General features: G+C 61.4%; 26 protein-coding genes. 2 read left to right on the forward strand and 24 right to left on the reverse strand.

Annotated features, from left to right (window positions below; genetic code table 11):
- Positions 1 to 317: 317 nt before the first annotated feature.
- From CSV91_RS06300 to tmk, 17 genes are all read right to left on the reverse strand, one after another.
- The gene (locus CSV91_RS06300; RefSeq protein ID WP_099432215.1) at positions 318 to 791 is read right to left on the reverse strand and encodes a NanQ anomerase/TabA/YiaL family protein; all 474 of its coding nucleotides are present in this window, start codon (positions 789 to 791) and stop codon (positions 318 to 320) included.
- A gap of 32 nt (positions 792 to 823) precedes the next feature.
- Positions 824 to 1,993 (reverse strand): N-acetylglucosamine-6-phosphate deacetylase, encoded by a 1,170-nt coding sequence (gene nagA, locus CSV91_RS06305; protein ID WP_099432216.1) that lies wholly within the window; start codon positions 1,991 to 1,993, stop codon positions 824 to 826.
- Between the two features lie 143 nt (positions 1,994 to 2,136).
- Positions 2,137 to 2,868 carry a GntR family transcriptional regulator gene (locus tag CSV91_RS06310; protein ID WP_099432217.1) on the reverse strand — a complete coding sequence of 244 codons (732 nt, stop codon included), beginning with the start codon at positions 2,866 to 2,868 and terminating at the stop codon, positions 2,137 to 2,139.
- 232 nt (positions 2,869 to 3,100) lie between these two features.
- Complete coding sequence (locus CSV91_RS10095; protein ID WP_197736859.1) at positions 3,101 to 3,565, reverse strand: glucose PTS transporter subunit EIIB; 465 nt, start codon at positions 3,563 to 3,565, stop codon at positions 3,101 to 3,103.
- Complete coding sequence (locus CSV91_RS06315; protein ID WP_197736860.1) at positions 3,510 to 4,583, reverse strand: PTS transporter subunit EIIC; 1,074 nt, start codon at positions 4,581 to 4,583, stop codon at positions 3,510 to 3,512. The genes CSV91_RS10095 and CSV91_RS06315 overlap by 56 nt, the downstream gene beginning before the upstream one ends.
- A gap of 520 nt (positions 4,584 to 5,103) precedes the next feature.
- Positions 5,104 to 6,189, reverse strand: coding sequence for a hypothetical protein (locus tag CSV91_RS06320; RefSeq protein WP_099432218.1), 1,086 nt, complete (start codon positions 6,187 to 6,189; stop codon positions 5,104 to 5,106).
- Between the two features lie 126 nt (positions 6,190 to 6,315).
- Positions 6,316 to 7,401: an isocitrate/isopropylmalate dehydrogenase family protein gene (locus tag CSV91_RS06325; protein WP_099432219.1), complete on the reverse strand. Its 1,086-nt coding sequence runs from the start codon at positions 7,399 to 7,401 to the stop codon at positions 6,316 to 6,318.
- A 6-nt stretch (positions 7,402 to 7,407) separates the two neighbouring features.
- The gene (locus tag CSV91_RS06330; RefSeq protein ID WP_099432220.1) at positions 7,408 to 8,106 is read right to left on the reverse strand and encodes a hypothetical protein; all 699 of its coding nucleotides are present in this window, start codon (positions 8,104 to 8,106) and stop codon (positions 7,408 to 7,410) included.
- A gap of 15 nt (positions 8,107 to 8,121) precedes the next feature.
- A complete protein-coding gene (locus CSV91_RS06335) occupies positions 8,122 to 8,550 on the reverse strand; it encodes a hypothetical protein (protein WP_099432221.1) in 429 nt (142 codons plus the stop codon).
- 5 nt (positions 8,551 to 8,555) lie between these two features.
- On the reverse strand, positions 8,556 to 9,635 hold the full coding sequence (locus CSV91_RS06340; protein WP_099432222.1) for an NAD(P)-dependent oxidoreductase: 1,080 nt from the start codon (positions 9,633 to 9,635) through the stop codon (positions 8,556 to 8,558).
- A gap of 92 nt (positions 9,636 to 9,727) precedes the next feature.
- Complete coding sequence (locus tag CSV91_RS06345; protein ID WP_099432223.1) at positions 9,728 to 10,681, reverse strand: DegV family protein; 954 nt, start codon at positions 10,679 to 10,681, stop codon at positions 9,728 to 9,730.
- 80 nt (positions 10,682 to 10,761) lie between these two features.
- Positions 10,762 to 11,346 carry a ribosome hibernation-promoting factor, HPF/YfiA family gene (hpf, locus tag CSV91_RS06350; RefSeq protein WP_055285508.1) on the reverse strand — a complete coding sequence of 195 codons (585 nt, stop codon included), beginning with the start codon at positions 11,344 to 11,346 and terminating at the stop codon, positions 10,762 to 10,764.
- Between the two features lie 317 nt (positions 11,347 to 11,663).
- A complete protein-coding gene (locus tag CSV91_RS06355; RefSeq protein WP_232049618.1) occupies positions 11,664 to 12,689 on the reverse strand; it encodes a substrate-binding periplasmic protein in 1,026 nt (341 codons plus the stop codon).
- Positions 12,690 to 13,136: 447 nt separating this feature from the next.
- A complete protein-coding gene (locus tag CSV91_RS06360; RefSeq protein ID WP_232049577.1) occupies positions 13,137 to 13,943 on the reverse strand; it encodes a double zinc ribbon domain-containing protein in 807 nt (268 codons plus the stop codon).
- A 102-nt stretch (positions 13,944 to 14,045) separates the two neighbouring features.
- Positions 14,046 to 15,746 (reverse strand): regulatory iron-sulfur-containing complex subunit RicT, encoded by a 1,701-nt coding sequence (locus CSV91_RS06365; RefSeq protein WP_099432225.1) that lies wholly within the window; start codon positions 15,744 to 15,746, stop codon positions 14,046 to 14,048.
- A complete protein-coding gene (locus tag CSV91_RS06370) occupies positions 15,737 to 16,864 on the reverse strand; it encodes a DNA polymerase III subunit (RefSeq protein WP_099432226.1) in 1,128 nt (375 codons plus the stop codon). Before CSV91_RS06370 ends, CSV91_RS06365 begins: the two co-directional genes overlap by 10 nt.
- Before the next feature lies 1 nt (position 16,865).
- Positions 16,866 to 17,549 (reverse strand): dTMP kinase, encoded by a 684-nt coding sequence (tmk, locus tag CSV91_RS06375; protein ID WP_099432227.1) that lies wholly within the window; start codon positions 17,547 to 17,549, stop codon positions 16,866 to 16,868.
- Positions 17,550 to 17,788: 239 nt separating this feature from the next.
- On the opposite strand from tmk, the gene CSV91_RS06380 reads away from it, so the two are divergent.
- Positions 17,789 to 18,772: a zinc-ribbon domain-containing protein gene (locus tag CSV91_RS06380; protein WP_157758006.1), complete on the forward strand. Its 984-nt coding sequence runs from the start codon at positions 17,789 to 17,791 to the stop codon at positions 18,770 to 18,772.
- Positions 18,773 to 18,912: 140 nt separating this feature from the next.
- On the opposite strand, the gene CSV91_RS06385 is transcribed toward CSV91_RS06380, so the two are convergent.
- The 7 genes from CSV91_RS06385 to CSV91_RS06415 all read right to left on the reverse strand — a co-directional run bounded on the left by CSV91_RS06385 (position 18,913) and on the right by CSV91_RS06415 (position 25,839).
- Positions 18,913 to 21,489, reverse strand: coding sequence for a DNA topoisomerase I (locus CSV91_RS06385; protein ID WP_099432229.1), 2,577 nt, complete (start codon positions 21,487 to 21,489; stop codon positions 18,913 to 18,915).
- A gap of 54 nt (positions 21,490 to 21,543) precedes the next feature.
- Positions 21,544 to 22,227, reverse strand: a complete 684-nt coding sequence (gene hypB / locus CSV91_RS06390) for a hydrogenase nickel incorporation protein HypB (RefSeq protein ID WP_099432230.1) — start codon at positions 22,225 to 22,227, stop codon at positions 21,544 to 21,546.
- Positions 22,228 to 22,282: 55 nt separating this feature from the next.
- Positions 22,283 to 22,639 (reverse strand): hydrogenase maturation nickel metallochaperone HypA, encoded by a 357-nt coding sequence (gene hypA, locus CSV91_RS06395; RefSeq protein ID WP_022093859.1) that lies wholly within the window; start codon positions 22,637 to 22,639, stop codon positions 22,283 to 22,285.
- A gap of 6 nt (positions 22,640 to 22,645) precedes the next feature.
- Complete coding sequence (gene tatC, locus CSV91_RS06400; RefSeq protein ID WP_055285525.1) at positions 22,646 to 23,437, reverse strand: twin-arginine translocase subunit TatC; 792 nt, start codon at positions 23,435 to 23,437, stop codon at positions 22,646 to 22,648.
- A complete protein-coding gene (locus CSV91_RS06405; RefSeq protein WP_172622458.1) occupies positions 23,437 to 24,015 on the reverse strand; it encodes a Sec-independent protein translocase subunit TatA/TatB in 579 nt (192 codons plus the stop codon). Before CSV91_RS06405 ends, tatC begins: the two co-directional genes overlap by 1 nt.
- A 153-nt stretch (positions 24,016 to 24,168) precedes the next feature.
- Complete coding sequence (locus CSV91_RS06410) at positions 24,169 to 24,483, reverse strand: STAS domain-containing protein (RefSeq protein ID WP_099432232.1); 315 nt, start codon at positions 24,481 to 24,483, stop codon at positions 24,169 to 24,171.
- Positions 24,484 to 24,534: 51 nt separating this feature from the next.
- Entirely contained in the window at positions 24,535 to 25,839 is a 1,305-nt protein-coding gene (locus CSV91_RS06415) for an aminotransferase class I/II-fold pyridoxal phosphate-dependent enzyme (protein ID WP_099432233.1), read from the reverse strand.
- A 150-nt stretch (positions 25,840 to 25,989) separates the two neighbouring features.
- Between CSV91_RS06415 and CSV91_RS06420 the strand changes: the two genes are divergently transcribed.
- Entirely contained in the window at positions 25,990 to 26,244 is a 255-nt protein-coding gene (locus CSV91_RS06420; protein WP_022093864.1) for a hypothetical protein, read from the forward strand.
- Positions 26,245 to 26,307 lie beyond the last annotated feature (63 nt).

Below are 26,307 nucleotides of genomic sequence, written 5' to 3' on the forward strand. Positions count from 1 at the left end.
CCGCTGGTAAATTACTTTTTAACTATAGATTTCTAACGATTCTATATTTGAAAGGTGGTATGTACCAGCTATCCACTATTTCATACTAGTTACATTATGCTTCAATCGCATTTCTTCAAATGCTTATCTACTTTGTTGTTGCCGATTTGAGTGCGCGTGCGCCAACCCAAGCATCGTCACGGCTTCAGTTCCCCTATTCATAAACATAAAACCCCGCCAAACGTGATTCCCCTAGGGAAAACACGCTTGGCGGGGTCGTGGCGTGATTTCCCTAGGGAAATCACGCCATCAGGCGAACAGCTCAGCCGAGCAGTTCGCTACTCCTCCCAGCAAGCGTCTGCAAGCAGCTTAAAGCAGATCTTCTTGACCGGCTGCGCGCCATCGCCCGGGAACTCGAGCGTGGGCATGTGAGGCTCGCCGGCAACGAACAGTGCAAACTTGTCGTCAGCAAGATCGCCGGCGATCGAAGCGTCGGAATCGACCAGGTCGTAGTCGTCCTTCTCGTCAAACTCCTGGACCAGCGTCAGGCTGCCCGTGGCAACCTTAAAGGCCTCACGACCCTCGACGTCAATCTGCAAGTCGTGATAGCGCTGATGCGTCTCGTAGTGAGCCTCGGCCTCGGGACGCGTCGTAGGAGCCATGACGTTCGCAAAGACCTTGTCGCCCAGAATCGGATGGCTGCCGACCTCGAGCTTCGCCGGATCGTTCTCCTCGAGCCAATCGATCAGCACGTCGAGGCCCTTGAGCATTCCGCGATACTCCTCGATATCGCCCAATGCACCGTAAATCATCTAAATCCCCTTTCGGATCGCTTCTTTGGCGGCTACTCGGTAAACGCGTTACCGACGCTGTTGCCACCCACATACGTCTCGACCAGGGTAAGGTCGGGATTGAACACGACAAAATCGGCATCGCGGCCAGGCATAATGCTGCCACATTTATCCTCAACGTGAGCAGAGCGCGCGGGCACTTCGGTCGCCATGCGAATTGCGATATCGGCGCTCGCAAGACCCCAGTCGACGATGTTCTTGACGCCCTGTGCGAGCGTGAGCACCGAGCCGGCGATGGCAGAGCCATCGGCAAGCCAGCAAAGGTTGTCCTTCATAATGACATCCATGCCACCGCTGGTGTACTTGCCCTCGGGCATGCCGCCACAACCCAGGCAATCGGTGATCAGCACTGTGTGCTGCCAGCCCTTGGCCTGCAGCAGGGCCTTGATAGCAGCAGGATTCACATGCTTGCCGTCGCAAATGATCTCGGCATAGGTGTTGGGCGTGGTCATAGCAGCGCCCACAACACCGGGCTCGCGATGGTGCAGACCGCGCTGGCCGTTGTAGGTATGCGTAAAGCAGCTGGCGCCAGCATTGATGGCGGCAGCACACTCATCATAGGTGGCATCGGAGTGGCCAATGCAGGTCACGACGCCCTTTGCGCTCAGAGCCGCGGCGTAAGCGGCGGCGCCGTCACGCTCGGCCGCCATGGCGCTCTTGACGATTCGACCGCCGGCGGCCTCCTGCCACTCGTCAAAAACTTTCTCGGACGGATCGATCAGATAAGCAGGGTTCTGGGCACCCACATGCTTCATGGTAAAGAACGGACCCTCCAGGTAGATGCCCTGAATACGAGCACCGCAGAACTCAGGTCCGCGCTCTTCGTCAGCCTGTGCAATGGCAGCGCAGGCGTCCTTGATCTGCTCCACACCGTCGGTAAAGGTCGTAGGCAACCAGCTGGTGGTACCACGACGAGCGAGCTCGGTCGAGCTGATGTTGATACCCTCGGCATCGTTATCGGTCGTGGCATGGTTATAGAAGCCATGAATGTGAGTGTCCACCATGCCCGGCGCAATCCATGTACCCGAATAATCTTTGATCTCACAAGCGGGCTCATCGGCCTGCCAAGCGCCAAAGACGCCATCTTCGACCATGAGGTAGCCGCCCAGCTGCGGCCCCGCCGGCAAAAAGAACTTGTCGGCCTTGATAGCATACGTGCTCATCTATGCTCCCGTACCCGCAGTGTGTTTTAGGGCGGATCAAAAACCACTGCATTGTTAATTCGAGCGATTGTTCGTTGCCTTCTTGCGCTTGGCACATTTTGCACCCGCCGCAAAACACGCCAAGCCGTTTATACCCAATAACTCTAGACTGCGCGGTTGTGGTAGACCTTGTATTTAAACTGGTCGGCGCGCGCAACCGAACGCGTATACTCGATAACCTCGTTGTTCATGTCATATGTGGTACGAATCAAATCCAGGACCGGTGCGCCTTCGGCAATCTCGAGCAAACGAGCGTCGGAATGGCGGGCAATACTCGCGTAGAATTCCTCCTCTGCCACGCGAACTTTCTCGTGAAAGTCCTGCTCGATCATGTCGTATAGCGATTTGTTCTCGATCATGGGGCGCTTAAGCGCAAAGAACTTACGACTCGGCAGATATGTACACTCAATCATCAGCGGCACACCATCGGCAATACGCAGGCGCTTGATCTTGTACAGACGCTCGCCAAGACGCGCGTTCATCTCTATGGCAATATTCTTGTCAGCCTCGACCTCGGTAAACTCAAGAATCGTCGTCTTGGGCACACGGCCGATCGCCTTCATCTGCTCAGTAAAGCTATAGGTCTGCGAGAGGTTTGCCGTTTGCAGAGAGCGGTCGCACACCATGGTTCCACGGCCGCGCTGACGAACCACCAAGCCTAGGCGCTCAAGCTCCTGTAGGGCAAGGCGAACCGTCGTACGCGAGAGCCCGTAGCGCTCCGACAAGTCACGCTCAGACGGCAAATAGTCGCCGGGTCGAAGCTCGTGATCGATTTTATCGGTCAGCAAATCGACGAGCTGATCGTACAGAGGTTGTTTGCGCGCTCCCATTGCCATAATGATACCTGCCGGATAAATGACTCGAAATTGGTTGTAACCAGACACCACGTACTATAGCAGTTTTATTGGAATAACAGCAGGTCAACAAGCATATTTCAATAATGTTTGCCAGTTGATTGCCTGTGTACTGTAATACCAATTACATCGCTGCATCAAGTATTGAGGTAGCAAAAAGGGCCGCCCCCGCGGAGCGGGACGACCCTTTGCAAGACAGATACGTCTTTAAGGCTTAGAGAAGCTTCTTGAGCTCCTCGGCAACAGCCTGGACCTGCGTGCCGATGATGACCTGGGTAGCACCCTTGTCCATCTTCATGACACCCAGAGCGCCGGCCTTCTTGCAGGCAGCCTCGTCGACCAGAGCGGAATCGCCGAGCTCGAAGCGCAGGCGAGTAGCGCAGCAGTCAACGGTCTTGACGTTCTCCTTGCCACCGACGGCAGCAAGAACAGCGGCGGCCAGAGCGGCGAACTTGTCGTCGCCAGCAGCGGCGGAAGCGGAGGTCTCCTCGACATCCTCATCCTCGCGACCAGGCGTCATGAGGTTGAACTTGGTGATGGCGAAGCGGAACACGAGGTAGAAGACCACGAAGGCAGCGATGCCCAGCGGGATGATCATCCAGGTGTTGGCGGCAGCCGGGAGGCTAGAGGAGGTCGGTAGCACCAGCGGAGAAGCAGAAGCCAGCACGGAAACCAACATAGTAGGTGACGATGGTGAAGATGCCGTAGAGGGCAGCGTACACGACGTAGAGCGGGAAGCACAGGAACATGAAGCCGAACTCGAAGGGCTCGGTGACGCCGCAGACGAAGGCGCAGATAGCAGCGGAGACAACCAGGCCGATAGCAGCCTTCTTGTTCTTAGCGGTCTGAACCATAGCCAGGGCAGCGCCCGGGACACCGAACATCATGCAGGGGAAGAAGCCGGACATGTACATACCGAGGCTCCACTTGACGTCAGCAGAGGTCTCGCCAGCCCAGAAGTGGGTCAGGTCGCCCAGGCCGATGGTGTCGAACCAGAACACGTTGTTCAGAGCGTGGTGCAGACCGGTCGGGATGAGCAGGCGGTTGAGGAAGGCGTAGATGCCAGCGCCGATACCGCCCATGGCGGCGATACCCTCACCAAGAGCAACAAGAGCACCGAAGATGAGCGGCCAAGCAAAGAGCAGGACGACGGAGACGACGATGCAGATGACGGCGGTCATGATGGCGACGCAACGCTTGCCGGAGAAGAAAGCCAGCCAGTCGGGAAGACGGGTGTCCTTGAACTTGTTGTAGCAAGTGCCACCGATGATGGCGGACAGGATGCCGATGAAGGAGTTACCAGCGATCTTGGAGAACGCGATGCCCTCGGTCGTGGCAAGCCAAGCGGTCTGAGCATCGGCGTCCATACCACGAATGGTACCAACAACAGCGGGGTTCAGGAGCTGCTGGATCATCAGGAAGGCGACGAGGCCAGCGAGGCCAGCGGTGCCATCGTGATCGTCGGCAAGGCCGACAGCGGCGCCGACTGCGAACAGCCAGGCCATGTTATCGATAAGAGCGCCGCCTGCCTTGATGAGCAGGAAACCGGCGGTATAGGCAAAACCGGTAGTGTCACCGGCAGCACCCATGACTGCGGGAGCGAGCAGGTAGCCCACACCCATAAGAATACCTGCGACGGGAAGCGCCGCGACGGGAAGCATTAGCGCTTTGCCGAGCTTCTGGAGGTACTTCATCATATGGTATCTCCTCCAACCTTTCTTTCGTTGTTCACCAACGAGTTCCATGTCCGCGCCTTATGCATACCGGCTTCTCCGCTTGCCGGCATTGATGCGCAAACTTAGACAACCCAGTCCCTATTTGGGGTTGCTGGTATGTACGGTAGCACACACTCAATTCAAACGTCCACCACATTTCGTTCAAATTACTATATCGTTGCCAAACGGTTATTTTTGGCCCGTAAACGGTAATTTGCGCAGGTAGACATGTTGCATATATTTCATTACCAAACTAATTCTTAGCAATTTCCATTCGATTTCGTCTCAAAATTGGTTACTACCAGATGAACAGTGGTACCACATTGTTACTACCAGTTTAGCCGAAATCGTTTTCACTTTATATGAATAAAGTGTCCCAAAATTTGCATACAACCACCCCCTCCCATTGCCCTCCACACAGTGCAAAAAGCCCACTAGAACGATATCCGTTCTAGCGGGCTTATCAGATTTTTGGCTACGCGCTCGGCGGCTCAGGCAAACCTTACGCAAACAGGCCGTAGATGCTGATGTTGGCCTTGGCGTAGAGGCCGTTAGCATACTCGGTCCACTTGGAGCTGGCGCTCGAAGCCTGCGAGGAATACTGCTGATAAGCAGTGTAGTAGGCGGTCATGGCCTGCTTATAGGTAGCGCTATCGGTCGTAAAGGCATCATCGGCAAAGGCCTTGGCATAGGTGCTGTCGGCATCCCTCCAAGTGCCCTTTGAGCTATCCCACTCGTCACCGGCAAGGTTGATGATGTAATCGGCGTAGTCCTTGCTCGCGGTCTCCTCGTTGCCGTCAGAAGGCTCGGTCGGAGCGGTCGGCATAGTCGCGGAGTTGTCGCCCACCTTCTTCTTGTAGAGCTTCTGCAGCGTCGCGGACTGGCGAACGATCTGCTTGGCCTGGTCCTTGGACACGCCATACTGCGTGGCCATGGTCTTGTAGTCCGAAGTGCCGATGGAATCCTCGGCATACTGCTTCATTTCCTTAGAAGAGACGGTAATGCCCTCGTCCTCGGCAGCGTCGAGCAGGATCTTGTTGCGCACGTAGGACAGGATAACATCGGCAGAAGGAGCGGTGTAGTTGCCATCGCTATCCTTGACGGTATCGAGGCTGTACTGACTCTCGATGGCCTCGCGCGCGGTGATGTCGCTCTTCTTGCCGTTGTAGCTATAGCTTGCCACGGTCGAATCGAGCTGGTCCTCGGTCAGGGTCGCCGAGCCGACACCCTTGCCGCCAAAACCGCCATTGCCAATAAAGAAGCCAACCACCGCAGCGATCACGACTGCAACAACAAAGGCGGCAATCATCGTCTTCTTGTGCTTGCAAGCGTGGTCGTCCACGTCGGAGTCGTTGTCCTCATCCTGCTCCTCGGGCATGAGGTTCTCGTCGGCGGCGTCCGCGGCGATCTTTGCCTCCAGGCGAGCGTCCTCCTCCTCGGCGGTCGTGCCGGCGGCAATATGTTCGGCAGACGTGCCGGCGACCAGGTCGATCTTCTCGTCCTCATCACCGTCGGGGCCTTCGCCGCGCTCGATGATCTGGATGCCGTCGATCTCGTCCTTCTCGTCCTTCTTTTGAATCAGACCCATATCAGTTACTCCTTGTTAGGAAACATAGTCCCCAATAGAATACGCCCGGCAGAACGCCGGGCGTATTGATTCTTAGGTTATACGCAAACACTTAAGTACTATTTAGGCGTTTGCAGCGTGCATACCTTAGGCCAGGTGCTCGATAACGGCATCGGCAAAGGCCTGCGTGCCCACGGCACCCTCAACGGAGCCGGTCTGGGCACGACGCACGTCACCGGTAACCTGCTCGCCCTCGTCGAGCGTGGCAGAGACGGCGGCGCGAATGCGGTTGGCAGCATCGTTCTCGCCCAGGTGATCGAGCATCATCGCAGCAGAGAGGATCTCGGCCGTGGGGTTGGCGATATCTTGACCGGCGATATCGGGCGCGGAGCCGTGCGTAGCCTCAAAGATTGCGCAGTCGGCACCGATGTTGGAACCCGGAGCCATACCCAGGCCGCCCACCAGGCCGGCGCACAGGTCACTCACGATGTCGCCGTACAGGTTGGGCAGCACCAGGACATCGAAGTCGTTGGGGTTCTGGACCAGGCCCATGCAGGTGGCGTCGACGATCTTGTCGTTGAACTCGATATCGGGATAGTTGGCGGCCACCTCGCGCGCAACGCGAAGGAACAGACCGTCGGTCGCCTTCATGATGTTGGCCTTGTGCACGGCCGTCACCTTTTTGCGGCCGCAACGACGGGCGTACTCAAAGGCGTACTCCACAATACGGCGGCTCTTGGCGATAGAGATCGGCTTGATCGAGATCGCGGAATCCGCGGCGAAGGTCTTTTGGCCCGAACGCTCGACGAGCTGCGAGAGCTCCTCGACCTCGACAGCGCCCTCATCAAACTCGATGCCGGCGTAAAGGTCCTCGGTGTTCTCGCGCACGATAACCAGGTCGACATCGCGGAAGCGAGAGCCGTCGCCCGGCTGCGACAGGCAAGGGCGCACGCAGGCATACAGGTCAAAGTGCTTGCGCAGGGCCACGTTGACACTGCGGAAGCCCGTGCCGACCGGCGTGGTGATGGGGCCCTTGATGGCAACCTTGGTCTCGGCGACCGCATCGAGGACGTGCTGGGGCAGCGGCGTGCCGAACTCGTCCATGACGCCGGCACCGGCCTCCTGGACGTTCCAATTGATCTGGACACCGGTGGCCTCGACCACGCGGCGCATGGCCTGCGTAATCTCGGGACCGATACCGTCACCGGGAATCAGGACTACATCGTGCGCCATAATCTGTTACTCCTCGTCTTCGGCGGCCTCAGATTTTTTAACGCTAGCACGCTTCTTCTTTTTGGAGAGATCCAGGCCAAAACGTTTAACAAGCATTTCGCAAATCTCGCTCGAACGGGCCTTGAGATAGCTGCCCTTGCCGTTCTCGGCGTCGAACTTAAGGCGCAGCGCGAGCTTCTCGGCGACCTCGGCGTCGATCTCTCCCTGGCTAAACTCGTACAGGCAACCGAGCATGTCGCGATACTCGAGGTCGCCGTGGTAGCACTGGATAGCCTCGTCCAGGATGGGCCAAGCCTCGCGCGAACGCTCGACGCTCGTGGCGCCCCACACGCACAGCAGGCGGAAGGCGGCATAGCGCAGCGTGGAGGAAATCTCGTCGAACAGCGCGGTCTCGGCGCCCTCAAAGGCATCGCCCAGCTGCTCGGGGCAGGTGGTGGCGAGTGCCGCCAGAGCATCGAGGGCCTCCCAGCGGGTCTGAGCCTCGGGGCGGTCGAGCGCCTCGATCAGCGCGGGCACGCAGGGCACGACGCGCTGCGGATCGCGCTCGGCAAGCAGGTGCAGCACGCGGGCGGCAAACTGGCGGATGCGGCGCGTGGGGCAGCCGAGCTCCTTGACCAGGCGGTCGACGGCGTTCTCGTTCTCCTCTGCCAGCTGGAGCTGTGCCAGCTCCTCATCGGTGAGCTGTTCGTCTTTATTTTCTGCCATAGTTACCTCTTCTTACTATTTCTTAGCGTGCTTGCCAGCACCCTTGCTGTCGTCGGTGACCGAGATGAGCTGTCGGTCGGCCGCGCCGTTGCGACGCGCACGGCGACGCTCCTCGGCGTCGCCCGCGTCGGCGGCGGCGCGGTGTGCCTTGTTGACGTTAAAGACCTCGTCGTGCTTGCGCCACAGTCCGACGGACTCGCCAAAGCTCATCTTAAGACCGGCGATAAAGCCGCCGAGCCAGCCAATCGGCGCAAACTGCACCAGCGGGAACAGCGAAAACACCCAAGTCAGCAGGACGACTGCCGCCGCACCCGCAAAATTGGCGATCCAGTAGTCGCGCTTGGTGATGACGCGCTTTTCGCAAGCCCACTGGCCGCACAAAAAGCCAATGTAGATCGCAAAGATAAAGAGTACCAGCGCGAGCACCACGAACGTCCAGCTCATGGGCGCTACTCCTCGTGATGGTGGCCGCAGCAGCACTCGTGGCCGTCATCGTGGCCGTGACCGCCGCAGCACTCGTGGTCCTCGCCATGGTGGTGGCTGCAACCGCACTCGTGGTCGTCGCCGTGCTCGCCGCAACCGCAGCCGTCCTCGTGGGCACCGTGCTCCTCGGGACGATACTGCGACCAGTCCAGACCGGCAGCGATGGCGTCGGCCTCCTCCTTGTAGAGTACCGTGATGGCCTGGGTGCCCAGCTTGGCACCACCGATAGCATCGAGCATGTCGTAGAGTGTAAAGGCGACGTCGGCACCGGGCAGCGCGAGCTCGCGGTCATCGGCGTAGGCGAGCGCCAGACGCAGGTCCTTAATGAAATGCTCGACCATAAAGCCGGGCTTGTAGTCGCCGTCGAGCGCCTTGGGAGCCAGGCTCTCCATGGCGCCGGACTTGCCGGTACCGCCCAGGATCATCTGGCGGGTCTTCTCCAGGTCAAGACCGCTCAGCTCGGCAAACGCCATGGCGTCTGCCATGCCGACCATGCAGGCGCCCAGCGACACCTGGTTGGCGAGCTTGGCAGCCTGGCCCTTGCCGGCGCCGTCGAAGCAGCAGATGTTGGCCGTAAAGGTGGCAAGGATATCGCGGACCGGCGCGATGTCGTTCTCGGTAGCGCCCACGATAGCCGTGAGCGTACCGGCGATAGCACCCGACTCGCCACCGGTGACGGGGCAGTCAAACGCCATGCGACCGGAGACCTGGGCGGCCTCGGCAATGTCACGGGCGAGCTCGGGCGAGCTCGTGGTGAGGTCGATCAAGACCGCGCCCGGCTTGGTGCACGCGAGCAGGCCGTCGCCCGCCAGGTAGAGCTCCTCGACCTCGGAGGGATAGCCCACCATGGTAAAGACGACATCGGCGTTAGCCACGGCATCTGCCGGCGTATCGGCCCAGACGGCGCCGCGCTCAACGAGCGCTGCGGCCTTGGACTTGGTGCGGTTGTTGACCGTGACGGAATAGCCGGCGTCCAGGATGTGGCCGGCGATGGGGGCACCCATGATTCCGGTGCCGATAAATGCGACGGAGAGCTTATTTGCCATGAAACCTTTCCTTTTGGGTTGGGTGTTGTTACCAGGTTGAATACTCAGCGCCAGCGCTTGAGCTGCGGGGCGCCCGTGGTCGTAGCGCCTGTCTACTCGCCGCGCACACGGCGCGCGATGCGGTCGGAAAGCGAGGCCTTCTCGGCGCGGTTCTTGCCCCAAAACGCGCAAGCCACCATGCCGGGGCCTACGTGCGAGCCAATGGTGGGGCCCACAGAGCTGCGGATGATGGTGACGTCGGCGCAGCCCTCCTCCTTGCGGATGGCGGCTTCGAGCCAGTCGCCGTCCTTCTCGGCATCGGCCGTCATGATGGCGATGGGCATAGTGCGATCAGGCACGTAGTTCTCACGGAACGACTTGAGGATGGACTTGAGCGCCTTCTTGCGGCCGCGGTTGACGCCAATCAGCGACAGCGAGCCGGCCAGGTCGTAGGAGAGCTCGGGCTTGACATCGAGCTTTGCCGTGAGTTGCGCCGCCGCGGGCGGAATGCGGCCGCCGGCAGCCAGTGCGTCGAAGCTCTCGAGCGTAAAGTAGCCGTGGACGTAGGTCTTTGCCTCGTTTGCCCAATCGACCAGCTGCTTGGCGGTCAGTCCCGCCGAACGCTGGCGCACGGCCTCGAGCGCCAGGAGCGCGCCAGTCGCGCAGGGCAGAGCGTTGTCGACCACGTAGAGCTCAAAGTTGGGATACTCGGCGCGCACGGCATCTGCCGCCTGACACGCGGAGCTGTAGCTCGACGACAGCGCCGAGGTAAAGCACAGGTAGACCGTGGGCGTGCCCTCTTTGGCGCACTCGGTAAAGAACTCGATATAGCGACCGAGCGACACGGCGGAGGTAGACACGCGAGCGCCGGCACGCATGCGGTCGTAGAACTCCTTGGGTGTGATGCTCGACCAGATATCGTCCGTGCGCTCCTCGCCATCGATAATGAAGGGGAAACCCAGGATATCGACATCAAGGTTCGCGGCGACCTCGGGGCTAAAGTCGCAGCAGGTATCGACGACGATGCGGCAACGGTCCGAATGGCCGGTAGATGCAGCCTTGTCCATCAAAGCGACTCCTTACGTAAAAAAGGCGGCCACCCGCATGGGATGGCCGCCAACCGTTAACTCATGCAAGCTAACGTATTTTACTCGTCAAGTGTTTCGATGCGGGGCTTGATGATGCCATATCCACCATTCTTACGGTGATACACCACATTGATGAGGCCGGTCGTCGCGTTCTCGAACACGTAGAAGTCGTGGCCGAGCAGATCGGTCTGCACCAGCGCCTGCTCCTCAGTCATCGGAGTGACATCGATGACCTTCTCGCGGACGAGCAGGTCGTCGTCCTCCTCGGGCAGCAGCAGGTCGGCCAGATCCTCGACACGCTCGACCGGTGCGACATCCGCGGCGCTGGCACCACCCTGGCGGTTGTCCACGACCTTGGTCTTGAACTTGCGCAGCTGGCGGGTAACCTTATCGGCGGAGAGGTCGATGGCGGCATACATATCTGCGCCGTGCTCGGCAACGCGAATCACAGAGCCGCGGGCACGAACCGTGACCTCGACGATTGCCGGGTTGGGGTTCGAGGGGTTCTTCTCATAACGAAGCACGACGTCGACTGTCATGGGCTCGATGTCGAAAACCTTGAGCGCCTCGCCGATTTTCTCATCCACATGCGCACGCAGAGCATCGGTTACCGTCGTCTTGCGTCCAGAAACCTTGATATCCATACGTGGCTCCAATCTGCCTCGGGGACTTACTGTACTGGCTATGTACCCATTGCCGTGCATTTAATCACGCGAATTCCCAAAGACCCGAATAACGACTGCTTGATACCGCATACCGAAGTCTCGCACTTTTCTGTGGCAAAGTGCGCTATAGGAGGGAGCCGGCGACTTTGTATTTGGTCCCGAAAATTGGCTTTGACCTGCTGGTTTTATAGAGATGAAAAAGCCGGGCTCCCCTATTGGGGAAGCCCGGCAGTGCGTGTTGAAACCGTGAAGAGGCGTCCTTTCCAACGTATAGGAGACACCACCCCTAGCAATAACTAGCTATTAAGCTTGTTAATGTCGTCGTCGGTGATGGTGTCTTCCTGGTTGGACGATTTGTCTTCGGAGGATGCGGTCTCATTGTTGGAATCGGAGGACTCGCTGCCGGAGGACGTGGTCTCACTGGACTCAGAGTCGCCCGGCTGCACGTTAGCGCCCGAAACCGTCTTAGTGGTGAGGTCGTAGGGCATCGTGCCGTACCAGACGCAGTGGACCGCCTCGAGCGTGCCGTCGGCCGTAATACCATCGAGGGCATCGCTCACGGCACGGCACAGTTCGTCATTGGACGAGAGGCCCGCAACACCAAGCGTCGAGGGTGCCTCGAGCGCACCGACATAGGAGATCTCGCTCATCAGGCGTGCAAGGTAGCCGCCGGCCGTGGAGTCGCAGATCACATAGTCGACCTCGCCGGACTCGAGCGCCTCAAAGCACTCGTTGATGTTGGAGTAGGTCTTTTGGTTGGCGGTGATGCTCTGCTTAGCAAGCGCCTCCTGCGAGGCCGAGGACATCTGGATACCCAGAGTAGACGTGTTAAGGGTATCGGTGGAAACGCTTAGCGACCCACCATCGCTGGTTTTACCGAACACGGAAGCGGCATCGTACAGGCAGGTGCCGAGCGAGCTAACGTCCCCGTCCGTAGAGTTGATCTCGCCGATAAAGATATCAGCCTTTTTGTCGCCGAGCGCGGAACCTGCCGAGGACGCATCGACAAAGGCGACCTTAAGGCCCATGCGGCTTGCGAGGGCGCGGGCAGCGTCGACTGCATACCCCGTGAGCTCGCCGTCAGCGCCCTGCATGGCCTGCGGCGCATCGGAGGTATCGAGGGCGACCGTCAGGGTACCGGGAGTGACCAGGGCATCATCCGACACCGTGGGCGTGACGGTCTCGTACTCGATCTGGTCGATCGTGGGAGTCGTGAACGTAGACAGCGGGTTGAACGCGCATCCGCTCAGGCCCAAAACGGCGATGACCGCTGCGGTCCCAGCACCTAACCGAGCCGCGTGCATCAAGCTGCCCCTCACCATGTCCACTACCCTGCCTTCTGTGTCGTATACGATCCGTGCGTCGCGCGGAATATCAGATTGTTCCCACCAGCTGACCTGGTATTTGACCCCACACTTGCGCACCGGGGTGTTTGCTCGGGAGGCCGCAGCCACCTTCACGACTGGCCCGCTCGCCCGCGAGGCGGTATTGCCCCAAAGAAAGTAGAACGGACGGTGCGGCTTACATCTAGGACGCGCCATGATCGCGCCGCGCGCACGCGGTCGCTTACGTGGATCCCTTTGACCGCGTCTGTCTTGGACTAGGACGGGCATTTCGTCCGTCCGCAACCACAGCCTGGTAGGAACGTAGCGCATTATAGCTAAGTTCAAGCTAAAGTTTAAGGTTAGGGGCGTCATTCGCATCGCGAGTACAGATTTCGCAGGTCGGGACGGGCCGCACGCGCTATCTTCACTGCCACAAAACCACCCCTACCAAACACGTGCGATAGCAAGGCCATCGACTGCCGCAGCGCCGGCACGCTTGAGCTCCGCCGAGGCTGCTGCCATGGTCGCGCCCGTGGTGATAACGTCATCGATAAGCAGTAGGCGGCGGCCGTGCACGTCCTCAACCGTCTCGTACATGCCTTGGGCACGCTCGCGACGCTCCTCACGACCGAGTTCGCGCTGGTCGCCATGCCCGTACTTGACGAGGGCATCGAGCAGGGGAACACCCGACAGCTCGCAAAATGGGCGCGCAATGGCCTCCATATGATCAAAGCCACGCCGCCGAAACGCTGCCGCCGTCGCAGGCACAAACACCACCGCATCCGCACCGGACAGCACACCTCCTAAGCGTTCGGGCGCTACGACCTGGGCATGCAGGGCGGTGTCGTAGAGCAGCTCCGCCAGATACGGCGCCAGGCGTCGCTCGCCCGCGTCCTTGTACGCTTTAATGATGCGCGGCAGCGGATGCGCATAGACGGCGCACGCCAGGCAGCGGTCGAGCGCCTCCGCCATTGCCGAGGACGTGCCCTCGACCGAACACTCAGTGCACAGCAAATCCCCAAACGGGGCGCCGCATCGGGTACAGCTATGACGTGGGTCGATGAGCGTGAGCGCGGCCAGGCAGTCTTGGCAAATAAGCGCACCGGCGCGCTCGCAGCCGGCACATCGTGTTGGCGACAATGCCTCGAGTGCCTCGCGTGCCGCCCGCTCGGCAAACGGCAGCAATTCGTCCGCAAACGGTAGGGCGCCGGCACCCTGCAGACGGCTCAATTTGTTCAGATGGCTCTTCAAGACACAACCCTCCCTACGTTCGGTCGCAGGGAGGGTTGTTGATTCGGCGCTATGATACCCCGATGCGCTCGGGGCAAGGCGGGCTAAATCCGCTCGCGGGCGTTATTCGCCGGCGGGCGGTTGTGGTGCGGACGAAGACGGGGTCGAGCCCTCGCCACCATCCTGGCGCGGCTTGCGGGAACGGCGACGGCGACGGCGCTTTTGACCCTGGTCGGCCGAGCCCTCGCCACCGCGATCCTCGCGTGGCTCGCGCTCGTCGCGAGCGGCGCCACGCGAAGCCTTGGCAGCCGCTCCCCCGCCATCCCCGGGACGACGGCGCGTGACCTTGACCTCGCCATCCGAGACCTGATCGGCCACGGAGGGCACTGAGGGCTTCTGTTGCGCGCCCGAGGAATGGCGACGGCGCGGACGCGGCGCGCGCTCATCCTCGCCACGTGACTTGCCGCCCTTGTCGGCAGGCGCATCGGAACCCGAGGGACCCTTGGAAGCGGTACCGGCCTCGCGAGCAGCTGCGGCGCGGAAGGCATCCTCGCGCTCCTCGCTCGACAGGTGACGGCGGCGACGGCGCGTGGGGTTCATGCCACCGCCGCGGTTTTGCTGCTGAGGCTGCTGAGTCTCGCGCTCGCGGGAGGAGTTCTTGCCTGCAGCTGCAGCCTCGCCGACATCGCCCGAGCCCGCGCGCTTGCGACGGCGGCGGCCACCGGCGGCCTCCTCGGCCTCGGGCGTTGCGGCATTGCCACGGCCCTTTCCGCGGCCACGGCCCTCGCCCTGGCTCTGACCGGCGCGAGCATCGGATTCAGCATCGCGACGACGGCGCTTGGGCATCGACGTACCGGCCAGACGGTCGGCGCTCGACAGGCCATCGCCCACGTCGACGCCGTTCTCGCGGTCGAGCTCCATGAGCGCCAGGCGCATCTCGGGCGACTCGATGCGCTCGAGCACGTCGCGCGTCACGCAGTCGGGGCGGCAGTTGCAGCCCTGCTCGGCGGCCTTCTTTTTGCAGCCCTCCGAGCAGGTCATATCGGCCAGGTTGACCTTAAAGACCTTGCCGTTCTCCAGGCGCAGCACCAGCTGCTCACGCGGCGTGTCATATTCCTGAATACGCGCCTTGCCGAGCGGCGTATCGATGAGCGTCTTCTTTTTGGGCGCACGGCTCTTAAAGTCCTTGTAGGCCTCGAACTCGTAGCGCAGGCAGCACATCAGGCGGCCGCACACGCCGCTGATCTTGGAGGAATTGAGCGGCAGGTCCTGCTCTTTTGCCATGCGGATCGAGACGGGCTCAAACTGTCCGCCAAAGCGCGTGCAGCAGAGCTCCTGGCCGCACTGGGCATAGCCGCCCACCAGGCGAGTCTCGTCGCGCACGCCGATCTGGCGCATGTCGACGCGAATGTGCAGCGTCGAGGACAGATCCTTGACGAGCTGGCGAAAATCGACGCGCTCCTCGGCCGCAAAGTAGAACACGGCCTTCTCGCCGCCAAACAGGTACTCGACGCCGACCGGCTTCATCTCGAGGTCGAGTTCTTTGACCAGACGGCGGAAATCGACCATGGCCTCGTCGCCCTGGATGGCAAGATCGTCGGCAAGCTGCAGGTCGATGTCGCTCGCCACGCGCAGCACGGGCTTGAGCGGCTGACCGATCTCGTCTTGCGGCACCTCGAAGGGATCGGCCGTAACCAAGCCGATCTCGGTTCCGCGCTCGGTGGAGCAGATAGCATAATCGGCCTCGAGGATATCCAGATCCTGCGGGTCGAACCACAGGTCGCGCGAGGCGTAGGTAAACTTAACGGGTACGACTAACGGCATTTCAGTGCCTTCCTGATATCGAACAGCATGACCTCGATGGCCAGCTGGGGAGTAACGTTTCTGGCGATGTTGCGCTCGGCGGTTGCGACCGCCTCGAGCGCCTGGGTGGCACCCGCAACATTGGTCGCGGCGGCAAGCCGACCGATCGTGTCGCGCACATCCTCGTTCACGACGTCGGCCGCCTCATCCTGAAGTGTCAGCAGCACGTCGCGCATGAGCGTCCGCGCGCTCGCCAGCGCTTCCATGATACCCGAACGCTCGCGCGCGTTGAGTTCGCGCTTGTTGCGGTCCTCAAGCTGCTTCAATGCTCCACGCGACAGGTAGTCGGCATTTTGCTCGAGTACCTTTTCCTGCGTGGACTTGACCTCGGCGAGCGGCGCCTTAACGGCGACAATGAGCGACTTGGCGCGGCTGAGCACGTCGGCCTCGTCGGCGGCGATGAGCGAATCGATGGCGCGGACCATCTGGCGGCGAGCATCCTGGCGCTCGGCGCTCTTAAGAAACTCGATGCCGCGTGTGGGGCTTCCCGCCACGGCGACCGCCATGCGGCAACGCGCAGGGTCCTGACCGGTGGCGCGGCTCACGGCCTGCGCGGCGACGGCGGGCGATACCAGCCGAAACGGCACGCACTGGCAACGACTCACGATAGTGGGCAGCATCACGTCGGCCGAGGTGCCCAGCAAGATAAACATAACGCCCTCGGGCGGCTCCTCGAGCGTTTTGAGCAGTGCGTTGGCGGTGTTGGCACGCAGTTGCTCGGCACGGTCGATGATGTAGACCTTTGCCTTGGCGCGGATGGGCGCCAGCGGCACGTCATCGAGCAGCTCGCGGGTCTGGGCAATGAGGTAACCCGTGGCGCTCTCGGGAGTGTAATAGCGCACGTCGGGATGCGTATGCCGAGCAACGCGCACGCAGCTGTCGCATGCGCCGCAGCCGTCCTGCTCGCACAGGAAGGCTTGGGCGAGCGCCCACGCGGCGTCGAGCTTGCCCGCGCCGGGCGCACCCAAAAACAGGTAGGCGTGCGATGCGCGACCGCTAGCGACGGCATTGGTCAAAAAGTCGCGCACGCGCTCTTGGGTGTTGAGCTTGGCCAGCAGGCTTGCCTGAGCGGGGGCCATGTTACTCGGCCTCCTTGGCAAGCGCGGCGGCGACGGCTTCCCGCGGAATGTCGAGACCGTACGCGCGAACCTGCTCGACCGTCTGCGCGAAGACGTCTTCGATGGACGCGGTCGCGTCGATGAGCTTTACGCGGTCTGGCTCCTCGGCGGCAATGGCACAAAATCCCTGATAGACACGCTCCTGGAAGGCCATGCCCTTGGCCTCCATGCGATCGGTCGCACCGCGGGCCGCCATGCGCAGCGCCGCCTGCTCGGGCGTGATGTGGTAGACGAGTGTGAGTGCCGGGTGCGTTCCCGCGACGGCCAGGTTGTTGGCGTCGCGCACCATCTGGCGATCGAGGCCATCGGCAAATGCCTGGTAGCAGGTCGTGGAATCGTAGAAGCGATCGCACAGGACCACCTTGCCGGCCGCAAGGGCGGGCGCGATGACCTCGTGCACCAGCTGGGCACGCGCCGCCTCGTAGAGCAGCAACTCGCAGGTGTCTCCCATCGCCGTGTTGGCGGGGTCGAGCAGCAAAGCGCGAATCTTTTCGCTGATGGCAGTGCCACCCGGCTCGCGCAGAGTTACGACCTGATAGCCAGCGAGGTCGAGCGCACGGGCAAGCAGGCGCGCCTGCGTGGACTTGCCGGCACCGTCGACGCCCTCGAGCGTGATAAAGCTATGTTGAGCAGGCTCAAAAGCCATGGGCGCAGCCCCTTCCTACAAGGCGCGTAAATGCAGATATATCAACCAAGCCATGATACCCCAGTGCTCGGCGCGTCCCCAATGGTTAAAGGCGCCTTTCCAAAGTTGCGGTGAAATAGGGGCTGATTGAAGCTCTGAGACCGCCAAACAGCCCCTATTTCACCGTAACGTATGATGGGGAATTTTGGATGCTGGGTATAATCGTCGTATTGCATTGAAATATGGCGAAAGGAGTGGCAATGTCTCGGTATTGCGCCTCGTGCGGCAAGCTTCTTGCAGATGATGCCAAGTTCTGCACCTCGTGCGGTGCACCCGTTGAGCAAACAGCCGCGAGCGATAGCCAGCCCGCTTTTGAGCAGACCGGCTCCCTTGATACGCCGCAAGCCAAGGCGGACGACTCCCTCGCCTATAGCCCCGACCCCGCCGTAAGGACCGAGGCCGTCGAGACCACGCAGCGCATACCCGTCGCGAGCGGCTCGCCCCAACAGCAGCCGGCTCCCGCATACGCACCCGCTTCGCCACAGACCCCCGCTCCCAAAAAGAGCGGCACCGGGCCGCTTATCGCCGTTATCGTTGTGCTGGTGGCGATCATCATCGCCCTGGTCATCTTCTTTGCAATCAGACCGTTCGACAACGCCGCCACGCAGACGACTGCCGAGGTAGTTAAGCTGCACCATGACGTCGACGACGATGACCTAAAGCCTCTCGGCGATCCCAACAGTCTGTACGACGATGATGACGATGACGACGAGGATGGCGGCGAAGCAACGCTCTCCGAGCAGAACCTCTACCGTCGCCTGAGCGAATACTACGACCTGCTCGAAGATCTCGACAGCCAGGTCCGTGGCTGCGCGCAGAACTTCAACGGCAACTATCTGGAAGAGGATCGAACCACCCGTCAAAATCTCGCCGACGTCGCCGAGCGCACGGAGGACACCATCGAGCAGTATTACGACATCGTCGAGGACCTGGACGTCCCGACGAGCTCCAAGAACTACAGCTCCTGGAAGGACATCATCGCCCTGTACGACGACCTGGATCACCGCATTGACGCAATCTGTGATGCCTGGGAGATCAGCCTGAAATACGCCAAGCCTGCGGACCACAAGAATGAGATCGTGGCGCCGCTGTCGCGCGACAACGTGGCGGGCACCAATGACAATAAGTACCGCCTAGACTTTGAGGAGCGCTATCCCGGCGCCAAGCCTGTCGAGGTGAACTAGCGCTTTGTCGTTCCCGAGCCGGCAGTTAGGGACGTTCCTAAACTGCCGGCAGAAAAGGAACGTCCCTAACTGCCGGTCAAAAAACGAGCGAGGATCATGGGACCCTCGCTCGTTTTTTGGGCACTGTTTCGACTGCGCCGTTACTTGTCGGCGGCTGCTTTCTTGGCAGTCGACTTCTTCGCGGTCGTCTTCTTGGCGGCAGTGGCTTTCTTAGCCGTGGTCTTCTTTGCCGTGCTCGCCTTAGTCGCGGTCTTGCGGCCGCGGGCGGGCTTCTTCTCCTTGGTCGGGCAGTCCATGTTGACGCAGATACGCCACGGACCGCGCGCCGTGTTGACCACCACGATGGGGGCGCCGCACTCGGGACAGGTCTCGCCCGTCGCCTCGAGCTTGCCACGCGCCGGCAGCGGATAGCTCACGCCGCAATCGTCATAGTTGGTGCAGCGGATAAAGCGCTTGCCGCTCTTTTCGCTCTTGTGCGCGATCAGGTCGCCATGGCGCCCTGCCTCGGCACACACTTTGCACTCGCCCACCTTAAGGTCGGGCTCGTAGTTGGTGGGGCACGTCGGGTTCACGCAAATCTCGAAAGCCTTCTGGCGGAACGGCTGACACTTGATGCGCGGCGCACCGCACTCGGGGCACACGGCGGCCTCGCCCTCGAGCGGGCTCACCTTGACGCCGCTCGGCACCGGATAGGTCACGTCGCAGTCGGGCCAGCCCATGCAGCCAATGAAGCTGCCGCGGGTCTTGGCGCTCGTCTTCATAACCAGGTCCTTGCCGCACTTGGGGCAGGCGCCCACGCGCGCATCGGCCGTGACGGCGTCGCTGATGGCGTCGCCGAGCTCCTGCGTATGCTTGAGCAGCTCGTCGAGCACGCCGGCCAGCAGCGCACGCGAGTGCGTCACGACATGCTCTTCGGTGTCCTCGCCGCGCTCGACGCGAGTCATGTCGCCGTCGAGCTCGCTGGTCATATCGGGGCTCGTGATGCGCGGGGCAAACTGCGTCAGCGCGTCGATGATGGCGATGCCCAGCTGGCTCGGCTCCACGGGATCGTTTTTGAGGTAGCGCACGGCGTACAGGCGCTCGATGATGCTCGCGCGCGTGGACTTGGTGCCCAGGCCGCGCTTTTCCATCTCCTGCACGAGCTTGCCCTGGCTGTAGCGCGCGGGCGGCTCGGTCTGCTTGGCCTCAAGCTTAATGTCGAACACGTCGACCGTGTCGCCCTGCTCCAGCGGCGGCATCTGCTCGTCGCGCTTGAGTCCGTACGGGTACGCCTCGCGGAAACCCGGGGTCACGAGCACGTCGCCCGAAGCCACGAACGGCTCGCCGTTGACGTCGAGCTCGAGCTTGGTGTTCTCGATGGTCGCGGGACCCATGAGCGTTGCCAGGAAGCGGCGGGCGATGAGGTCGTAAAGCTTGCGCTGGCCGCCGTCGAGCGTGGACGGATCGCCCTCGCCCGTGGGATAGATAGGCGGGTGGTCGGTGGTCTCGACCTTGCCGCGCGTGGGCTTCATGGGACCGGCGAGCACCTTTTTGCACACGGGCGCCAACGCCGGGTTGATCTTTGCCAAGTCGCTCACCACGGCGCCCAGATCGAGCGTCGCGGGGTACACGGTGTTGTCGACACGCGGATAGCTGATGAGGCCCGCCATGTAGAGGGACTCGGCGATGCGCATCGTACGCGCAGGCGAGATGCCCTCGGCCGCGGCGGCAGCCTGCAGCGAGGTCGTCGCGAACGGCGTGGGCGGCTGTTGCTTACGCGAACGCTTGGTCACCGCGGCGACGGTTGCCGTCTTGGCGCCGTCGACGTGACCATACGCCGTCTCGGCAGCATCCTTGTCGGTAAAACGTGCCGTCTTGTGGGCAATCTTAAAGCGATCGTCCTCGGCAGCGCCCTGCGCGGCACCCATGCCGCGAATCTGCCAATAGTCCTCGGGCACAAACGCCATGCGCTCGCGCTCGCGCTCGACCACCAGGGCGAGCGTCGGCGTCTGCACGCGGCCGGCGGAGCGCACGTTGCCAAAGCCGCCAAACTTGGCGAGCGTCAGGTAGCGCGTGAGCACCGCGCCCCAGATAAGGTCGATGTGCTGACGGCTCTCGCCAGCGTCGGCCAGATTCTGGTCGAGCGAGACAAGATTGTCGAAGGCCTGCGTGATCTCGGCCTTGGTAAACGAAGAATACTGGGCGCGGGCAACCGGCAAGTCGGGCGCAACCTCGCGCACCTTGTTGAGGGCGTCCGAACCGATCAGCTCGCCCTCGCGATCGAAGTCCGTGGCGATGATGACGCTGTCGGACTTTTTAGCGAGGTTCTTGAGCGAACGAATGAGTTCTTTCTCGGCCGGCAGCTTAATGACGGGCGCCCAGGTGAGATAGGGCAGGCTCTCGAGCTTCCAGCCCTTGATGGAGATACCGTCGGCAAGAAACGGCTTGCGCTTGGTGTCGTAGGGCGGACGAGCCAGGCCATCGGGCATGTCGGCCGGCAGCATTTCGCCGTCCTCCGTGACCGAATACCAGCCCAGCTTTTTATCGAACAGCACGCTGTCGCAAAAATCGGGCGCCAGAATGTGACCGGCAAGGCCGATGGTCACGCACTCCTCGCCCTTCCACTCAAAACGGTAGATGGCGGTGTTGTACACCTTGTCCTTTTTGGGTTTGCCCGTGGACAGACGCTCGGCGATCTGACGCGCGGCGTCGTTTTTCTCGGCGATGATGAGCTTCAAAAGAGGCTCCTATCTCGTGTCTCTGCGGCTACACCCGCCCGTGTGGCGGCCGATTTACGCCCTTGCTTGCTCGATCTGCCCGATGAGCCAATCGCACCAGGCATCCATGCCCTCGCCCTTGCGCGCGCTCACGGCAAACCGCGGCGCCTGCGGATTGAGGTCATCGAGTGTCTTAGTATACCTATCCATGTCAAAATCGAAAGCCGGGGCCACATCGACCTTGTTGAGCAGCTGTGCGCCGGCGTGCTGGAAGATGCCCGGATACTTGATGGGCTTGTCGTCGCCCTCGGGCACCGAGAGGATCATGATGGACAGGTTCTCGCCCAGGTCAAAGTCGACCGGGCAGACCAGGTTACCCACATTTTCGATAAAGATGACGTCGATGTTCTCCAGACCGACGGCGTGGTCGAAGGCGTCGACGGCCTCCATGACCATGTTGCCCTCGAGGTGGCACAGGCCGCCCGTGTTGATCTGGATGGCGGGCATGCCGGCTTCCTTCATGGTGATGGCGTCGACATCCGAGGCGATATCGCCCTCGATGACGGCACAGCGCAGGCCGGCTTTGTCACGCAGACGCTCGTTGGTACCCAGAATCGTGGTGGTCTTGCCCGAACCGGGGCTCGACAAGACGTTGATCACGTAGGTGCCTGTCTCATTAAATCGCTGACGCAGCTGATCTGCCAGGCGCTCGTTGCGCGACAGGATCGGCGACGCGATATCAATCGTTTTCTCGGCCATACTTAGCGCTCCTTACTTTGGCCCCTTTATACCCCATCACCAGATGGCTAGCGGGCTAATCGTCGGGGGTTTCGATTTCGATACTTGCGATATCGAGCTCGCGGCCGTGCAGTAGGCGCACGTTGGCACCACCACACTGGGGACAGCGACAGTGGAAGCGATCGTGGTCGAAAACCTCGCCGCAGTCCAGACACTCGCTTTGTGGATGGACCTCCTCCACGGCAAGCTCGCAGCCGCGCGTGAGCGGGTCCTCGTCGCGAAATGTCTCCCACGCAAAGTCGAGCGCCTCGCGCACGACCTCGGTCATATCCCCGATACGCAGCGTAACCAAAACAGCGCGCGAGGCCCCCGCCCCACGCGCCGCGCGAATCACTGTATCGAGTATGCCGTTGACAATGCCAACCTCGTGCATACCGATTTACTCCTCGTCGTCCTCGTCGTCCGAGAACAGGTCCAGACGGCTCACGAACAGGCCCTCCTTGCCCTCGCGCGCGGTAATGACCACGCGAGCGATGGCGAGCGAAATCTCGTAGAGCGAGAGCAGGGCGCCATACATGAGACCCAGCGTAACGGGCGAGCCGTCGGGCGTGATCACAGCCGAGCCCACGAGCAGGCCAACGTATACGTAACGCCAGGCGCTGCGGAAGGCCGCATAGGACACGATGTGGAAAACGGACAGGTAGAAGATGATGAGCGGCAGCTCAAACGCCACACCAAAGCCGATCATAAAGAGCAGCTCCATGTTGACGTAGTTCTCCAGATCGGGCAGCGCCGTAGCGACAGCCGAGGTCTCGCCGATGAGCCACTCAAAGCCCGCCGGGATGATGATGAAGTAGCAGAAGATGGCACCCAGGAAGAACAGCACCGTCGAGGCGAGCACCGTGGGCACAACCCACTTGCGCTCGTTGGGGCGCAGTGCCGGCAGGAAAAATGCCAGGATCTGCCAGATGATCATGGGCGTGCACATGACCACGGCCATCTTGATGGCCAGCGAGAAGCGCAGGCCAAAACCGCCGAGCGTGGTGGTGATGTAGAACTTACCGTCCGGCACAAAGGAGCGGATGGGGTCTTCCAAGATGTCGAGCACCACGGGTGTGGCGAAATACAGCACGATAGCGGCGGCAAACACCGACACGACCACGATGGTCAGGCGGCGACGAAGCTCTCCCAGGTGATCGAAGAGCGGCATACGCGCAGGTCCGATAGGCATTACTCATCGCCTCCCTTCGGGGCGTCGGCGGCAGCAGCGTCGTCCTCGGCCTCGAGCTCGCGAGCGAGCTGGTCGACGACGGCCTTGCGCTTGCGGGGACGACGGGCGTAGAGGTCAGCCGTCGTGGGCTCTGCCGGCTCGGGCTCGGGCTCCGGCTCTGCAGCAGGCTCGGGCTCGACGGCATCAGCAGCAGCAGGCTCTGTACCCTCGGCCTCATCAACAGCACCTTCGCCCTCAGCAGCACCCTCGCTCGCGGCCTTCTCGGCAGCAAGACGAGCGCGACGCTCGGCAAAGGTCTCCTTCTTGGCGGGCGCTGCCGCCTCGGCGGCATCCTCGTCCGCATCGGAATCGTCGTCGGTCGCAGCGGCCTTCTTGGGCTTGACCGGGGCCGACGCGGCCTCGCTCACCGGATCGATAATCTCGGACTGAACAACGGCCGTCATCTTTTCCTGCGTCTCGCGGAACTGACGGATGGCACGGCCGATCGTGCGGCCCATCTGCGGGAGCTTATCCGGGCCAAACAGCAAAAAGCCGAAGACCACGATGATCGCGAGCTCACCCTCTCCAATACCAAACACACATACCTCCAAGGCTCGATGTGAGTCGAGCCCGCACCGCGCCATTCGGCCGGAACTCGTCTATTCATTCGGTCAAGTATAGCGCCCGGACGCCAAAACGTCCGAGCGCATCACAAACATATGCCAAACGGCACGCCCTTTTGGGGGCAAAGATTATGCAGCGGTGATCGAAATCTCCTGGTCGACACCCAACAGCAGAACCACGCGCATCACCGGGGGCTGCACATTGGTGCAGCTAAAGCGCTTGCCGTGGTCGGCCGCGTGGTGCGCGGCGCCCACGAGCACGCCAATGCCCGTCGAATCGATGTAGCTCACCTGGGCAAAATTGAGCTCAACGGCCTCAGTGGGCTGCTCGAGCGCCAGGTCGATGGCATTGCGCAGGCTATCGGCGTTAGAGATATCGATCTCACCGGTCACCATAATGGTGTAGAGCTCTGGCGTGGGGTTGGTGGAAATACCCAAATCCATGTATACGCTCCTTTACGTATCGAAAGTGCGGATAGTACGGGAAGCCGCGCGTTAGGCGCGCTCGGCACGCGCAAGCTCGGCAGCGACAAGCTTAACGGCCAGCACCAGCACATCGAGCGCGGCCTCCAGGTCCTCGACCGTGGGATAGCTCGGCGCGATGCGGATGTTGGTGTCGCGCGGGTCCTTGCCATAGGGCCAGGTGGCACCGGCCGGCGTGAGTTTGACGCCCAGGTCGGCGCAAAGCGCGGCGACCTTTTGGGCCGAGCCCTCGGGACCATCGAAGCTTACAAAGTAGCCGCCGCGGGGGTGCGTCCAAGTGGCGCAGCCCGTGTCGCCCAAGCCCTCGGTGAGCTTGCGCTCGACGGCCTCAAAGCGCGGGCGCAAGAACTCGGCATGCTTTTTCATGTGCTCCTTGACCGCCTCGATGGTGGGAAGGAAACGCACGTGGCGCAGCTGGTTGAGCTTGTCGGCGCTGATAAGGCCTGCCTTCAGGCGCTTGGAGAACTCGGCGATGACCGCGGGGCTCGCACCGATAAAGCCGATGCCGGCGCCCGGGAAGGTGATCTTGGACGTCGAGGCAAATGCCACCACACGGTCCTCAGTGCCCGCCGCGCGAGCGAGGTCGAAGATGTTGGCAAGCTCGTCGGTCTCGTCGTACAGGTCGTGCACGCAATAGGCGTTGTCCCAGAAGATGCGGAAATCGGGCGCGGCCGTGGACATCTCGACCAGGCGGCGCACGGTGTCCTCGCTAAAGGTAATGCCCGTAGGGTTGGAATACTTGGGCACGCACCAGATGCCCTTGATGGAGTCGTCGGCGGCAACCAGGCGCTCGACCTCGTCCATGTCGGGGCCGTTGTCGGTCATCGCGACGGGAACGTTCTCGATACCCAGATCGGCGGTAATGCCAAAGTGGCGATCGTAGCCAGGAACGGGGCACAGGAACTTGACCTTCTTGCCGTCGTGCGCTGCCTCGTAAGCCTCCCAAGGGTCGCTGCCGCACGAACCGCAACGCCAGAACATGCCGGCGATATCGTGCTCGATCAGCAGGCTCGACGAGCCCAGCACGAGCGTCTGCTCGGCAGGGCAACCCAGGAACTCCCCCGCTAGTTTGCGTGCCGAGGGAATGCCCTCAAAGCAGCCGTAGTTGGAACAATCGACGTCGCCGTCGTGCAGATCGGCATCGGCATTGAGGATATCGAGCATGGGTCGAGAGATGTCCACCTGGGAGGGCGACGGCTTGCCGCGGGCCATGTCGAGCGCCAGGCCCTTGGCCTTGACCTCGGCGGCCTCGGCTTTGAGCGCCTCGATGGCGGCATCGAGTTCGGTGGTTTCCATCTTCTGGTAGATCGTCTGCATGGGGTGCGACCTTTCGCGAAGCGGTACGTTGCAGTTCGTCTAAGTATAGACCGCCACCGCCGCAACGGTATGAAGCCGTGATAGATTAAGTTCATCGCAATGAATTACGAATCGCCGCGCATGCCGGCGTGGGGCGCCCAAGGAGGCACTATGGAGTACGGATCGTTTCAGGCCGAGGAATTCGGCGACCTGCAGCGCCTGGTCGACGGACTGTTTTACGACCGCCACGCCATCGACCGCCTGGATCTGATCGTACAGGCCGAAATCTTAGACCTGGCGCCCGACCTCATGGAGATCGTGAACCTTTTGCCGCCCGGCTATTACGACCGCCAGTCACTTTGTGATCAGCTCAACTCCGCCTTAGCCGCCCACGGCTGGGGCGCCGTCTACGGCACCGTGGAATAGCCCTAGTCATTTAAGAACGTCCCCAATGACTAAAAACGCCGCTTGTGATGGTGTTCACAGGCG

The organism is Collinsella aerofaciens (assembly GCF_002736145.1).
Lineage (GTDB): Bacteria > Actinomycetota > Coriobacteriia > Coriobacteriales > Coriobacteriaceae > Collinsella > Collinsella aerofaciens_A.

Excerpts from the sequence above, each read along its gene's own strand:
- CSV91_RS06300 (WP_099432215.1), bottom strand. The coding sequence starts at position 791 with ATGATTTACGGTGCATTGGGCGATATCGAGGAGTATCGCGGAATGCTC.
- nagA (WP_099432216.1), bottom strand. The coding sequence starts at position 1,993 with ATGAGCACGTATGCTATCAAGGCCGACAAGTTCTTTTTGCCGGCGGGG.
- CSV91_RS06310 (WP_099432217.1), bottom strand. The coding sequence starts at position 2,868 with ATGGCAATGGGAGCGCGCAAACAACCTCTGTACGATCAGCTCGTCGAT.
- CSV91_RS10095 (WP_197736859.1), bottom strand. The coding sequence starts at position 3,565 with ATGTTGGTTTCCGTGCTGGCTTCTGCTTCTCCGCTGGTGCTACCGACC.
- CSV91_RS06315 (WP_197736860.1), bottom strand. The coding sequence starts at position 4,583 with ATGATGAAGTACCTCCAGAAGCTCGGCAAAGCGCTAATGCTTCCCGTC.
- CSV91_RS06320 (WP_099432218.1), bottom strand. The coding sequence starts at position 6,189 with ATGGGTCTGATTCAAAAGAAGGACGAGAAGGACGAGATCGACGGCATC.
- CSV91_RS06325 (WP_099432219.1), bottom strand. The coding sequence starts at position 7,401 with ATGGCGCACGATGTAGTCCTGATTCCCGGTGACGGTATCGGTCCCGAG.
- CSV91_RS06330 (WP_099432220.1), bottom strand. The coding sequence starts at position 8,106 with ATGGCAGAAAATAAAGACGAACAGCTCACCGATGAGGAGCTGGCACAG.
- CSV91_RS06335 (WP_099432221.1), bottom strand. The coding sequence starts at position 8,550 with ATGAGCTGGACGTTCGTGGTGCTCGCGCTGGTACTCTTTATCTTTGCG.
- CSV91_RS06340 (WP_099432222.1), bottom strand. The coding sequence starts at position 9,635 with ATGGCAAATAAGCTCTCCGTCGCATTTATCGGCACCGGAATCATGGGT.
- CSV91_RS06345 (WP_099432223.1), bottom strand. The coding sequence starts at position 10,681 with ATGGACAAGGCTGCATCTACCGGCCATTCGGACCGTTGCCGCATCGTC.
- hpf (WP_055285508.1), bottom strand. The coding sequence starts at position 11,346 with ATGGATATCAAGGTTTCTGGACGCAAGACGACGGTAACCGATGCTCTG.
- CSV91_RS06355 (WP_232049618.1), bottom strand. The coding sequence starts at position 12,689 with ATGGTGAGGGGCAGCTTGATGCACGCGGCTCGGTTAGGTGCTGGGACC.
- CSV91_RS06365 (WP_099432225.1), bottom strand. The coding sequence starts at position 15,746 with ATGCCGTTAGTCGTACCCGTTAAGTTTACCTACGCCTCGCGCGACCTG.
- CSV91_RS06370 (WP_099432226.1), bottom strand. The coding sequence starts at position 16,864 with ATGGCCCCCGCTCAGGCAAGCCTGCTGGCCAAGCTCAACACCCAAGAG.
- tmk (WP_099432227.1), bottom strand. The coding sequence starts at position 17,549 with ATGGCTTTTGAGCCTGCTCAACATAGCTTTATCACGCTCGAGGGCGTC.
- CSV91_RS06380 (WP_157758006.1), top strand. The coding sequence starts at position 17,789 with ATGTCTCGGTATTGCGCCTCGTGCGGCAAGCTTCTTGCAGATGATGCC.
- hypB (WP_099432230.1), bottom strand. The coding sequence starts at position 22,227 with ATGGCCGAGAAAACGATTGATATCGCGTCGCCGATCCTGTCGCGCAAC.
- hypA (WP_022093859.1), bottom strand. The coding sequence starts at position 22,639 with ATGCACGAGGTTGGCATTGTCAACGGCATACTCGATACAGTGATTCGC.
- tatC (WP_055285525.1), bottom strand. The coding sequence starts at position 23,437 with ATGCCTATCGGACCTGCGCGTATGCCGCTCTTCGATCACCTGGGAGAG.
- CSV91_RS06410 (WP_099432232.1), bottom strand. The coding sequence starts at position 24,483 with ATGGATTTGGGTATTTCCACCAACCCCACGCCAGAGCTCTACACCATT.
- CSV91_RS06415 (WP_099432233.1), bottom strand. The coding sequence starts at position 25,839 with ATGCAGACGATCTACCAGAAGATGGAAACCACCGAACTCGATGCCGCC.
- CSV91_RS06420 (WP_022093864.1), top strand. The coding sequence starts at position 25,990 with ATGGAGTACGGATCGTTTCAGGCCGAGGAATTCGGCGACCTGCAGCGC.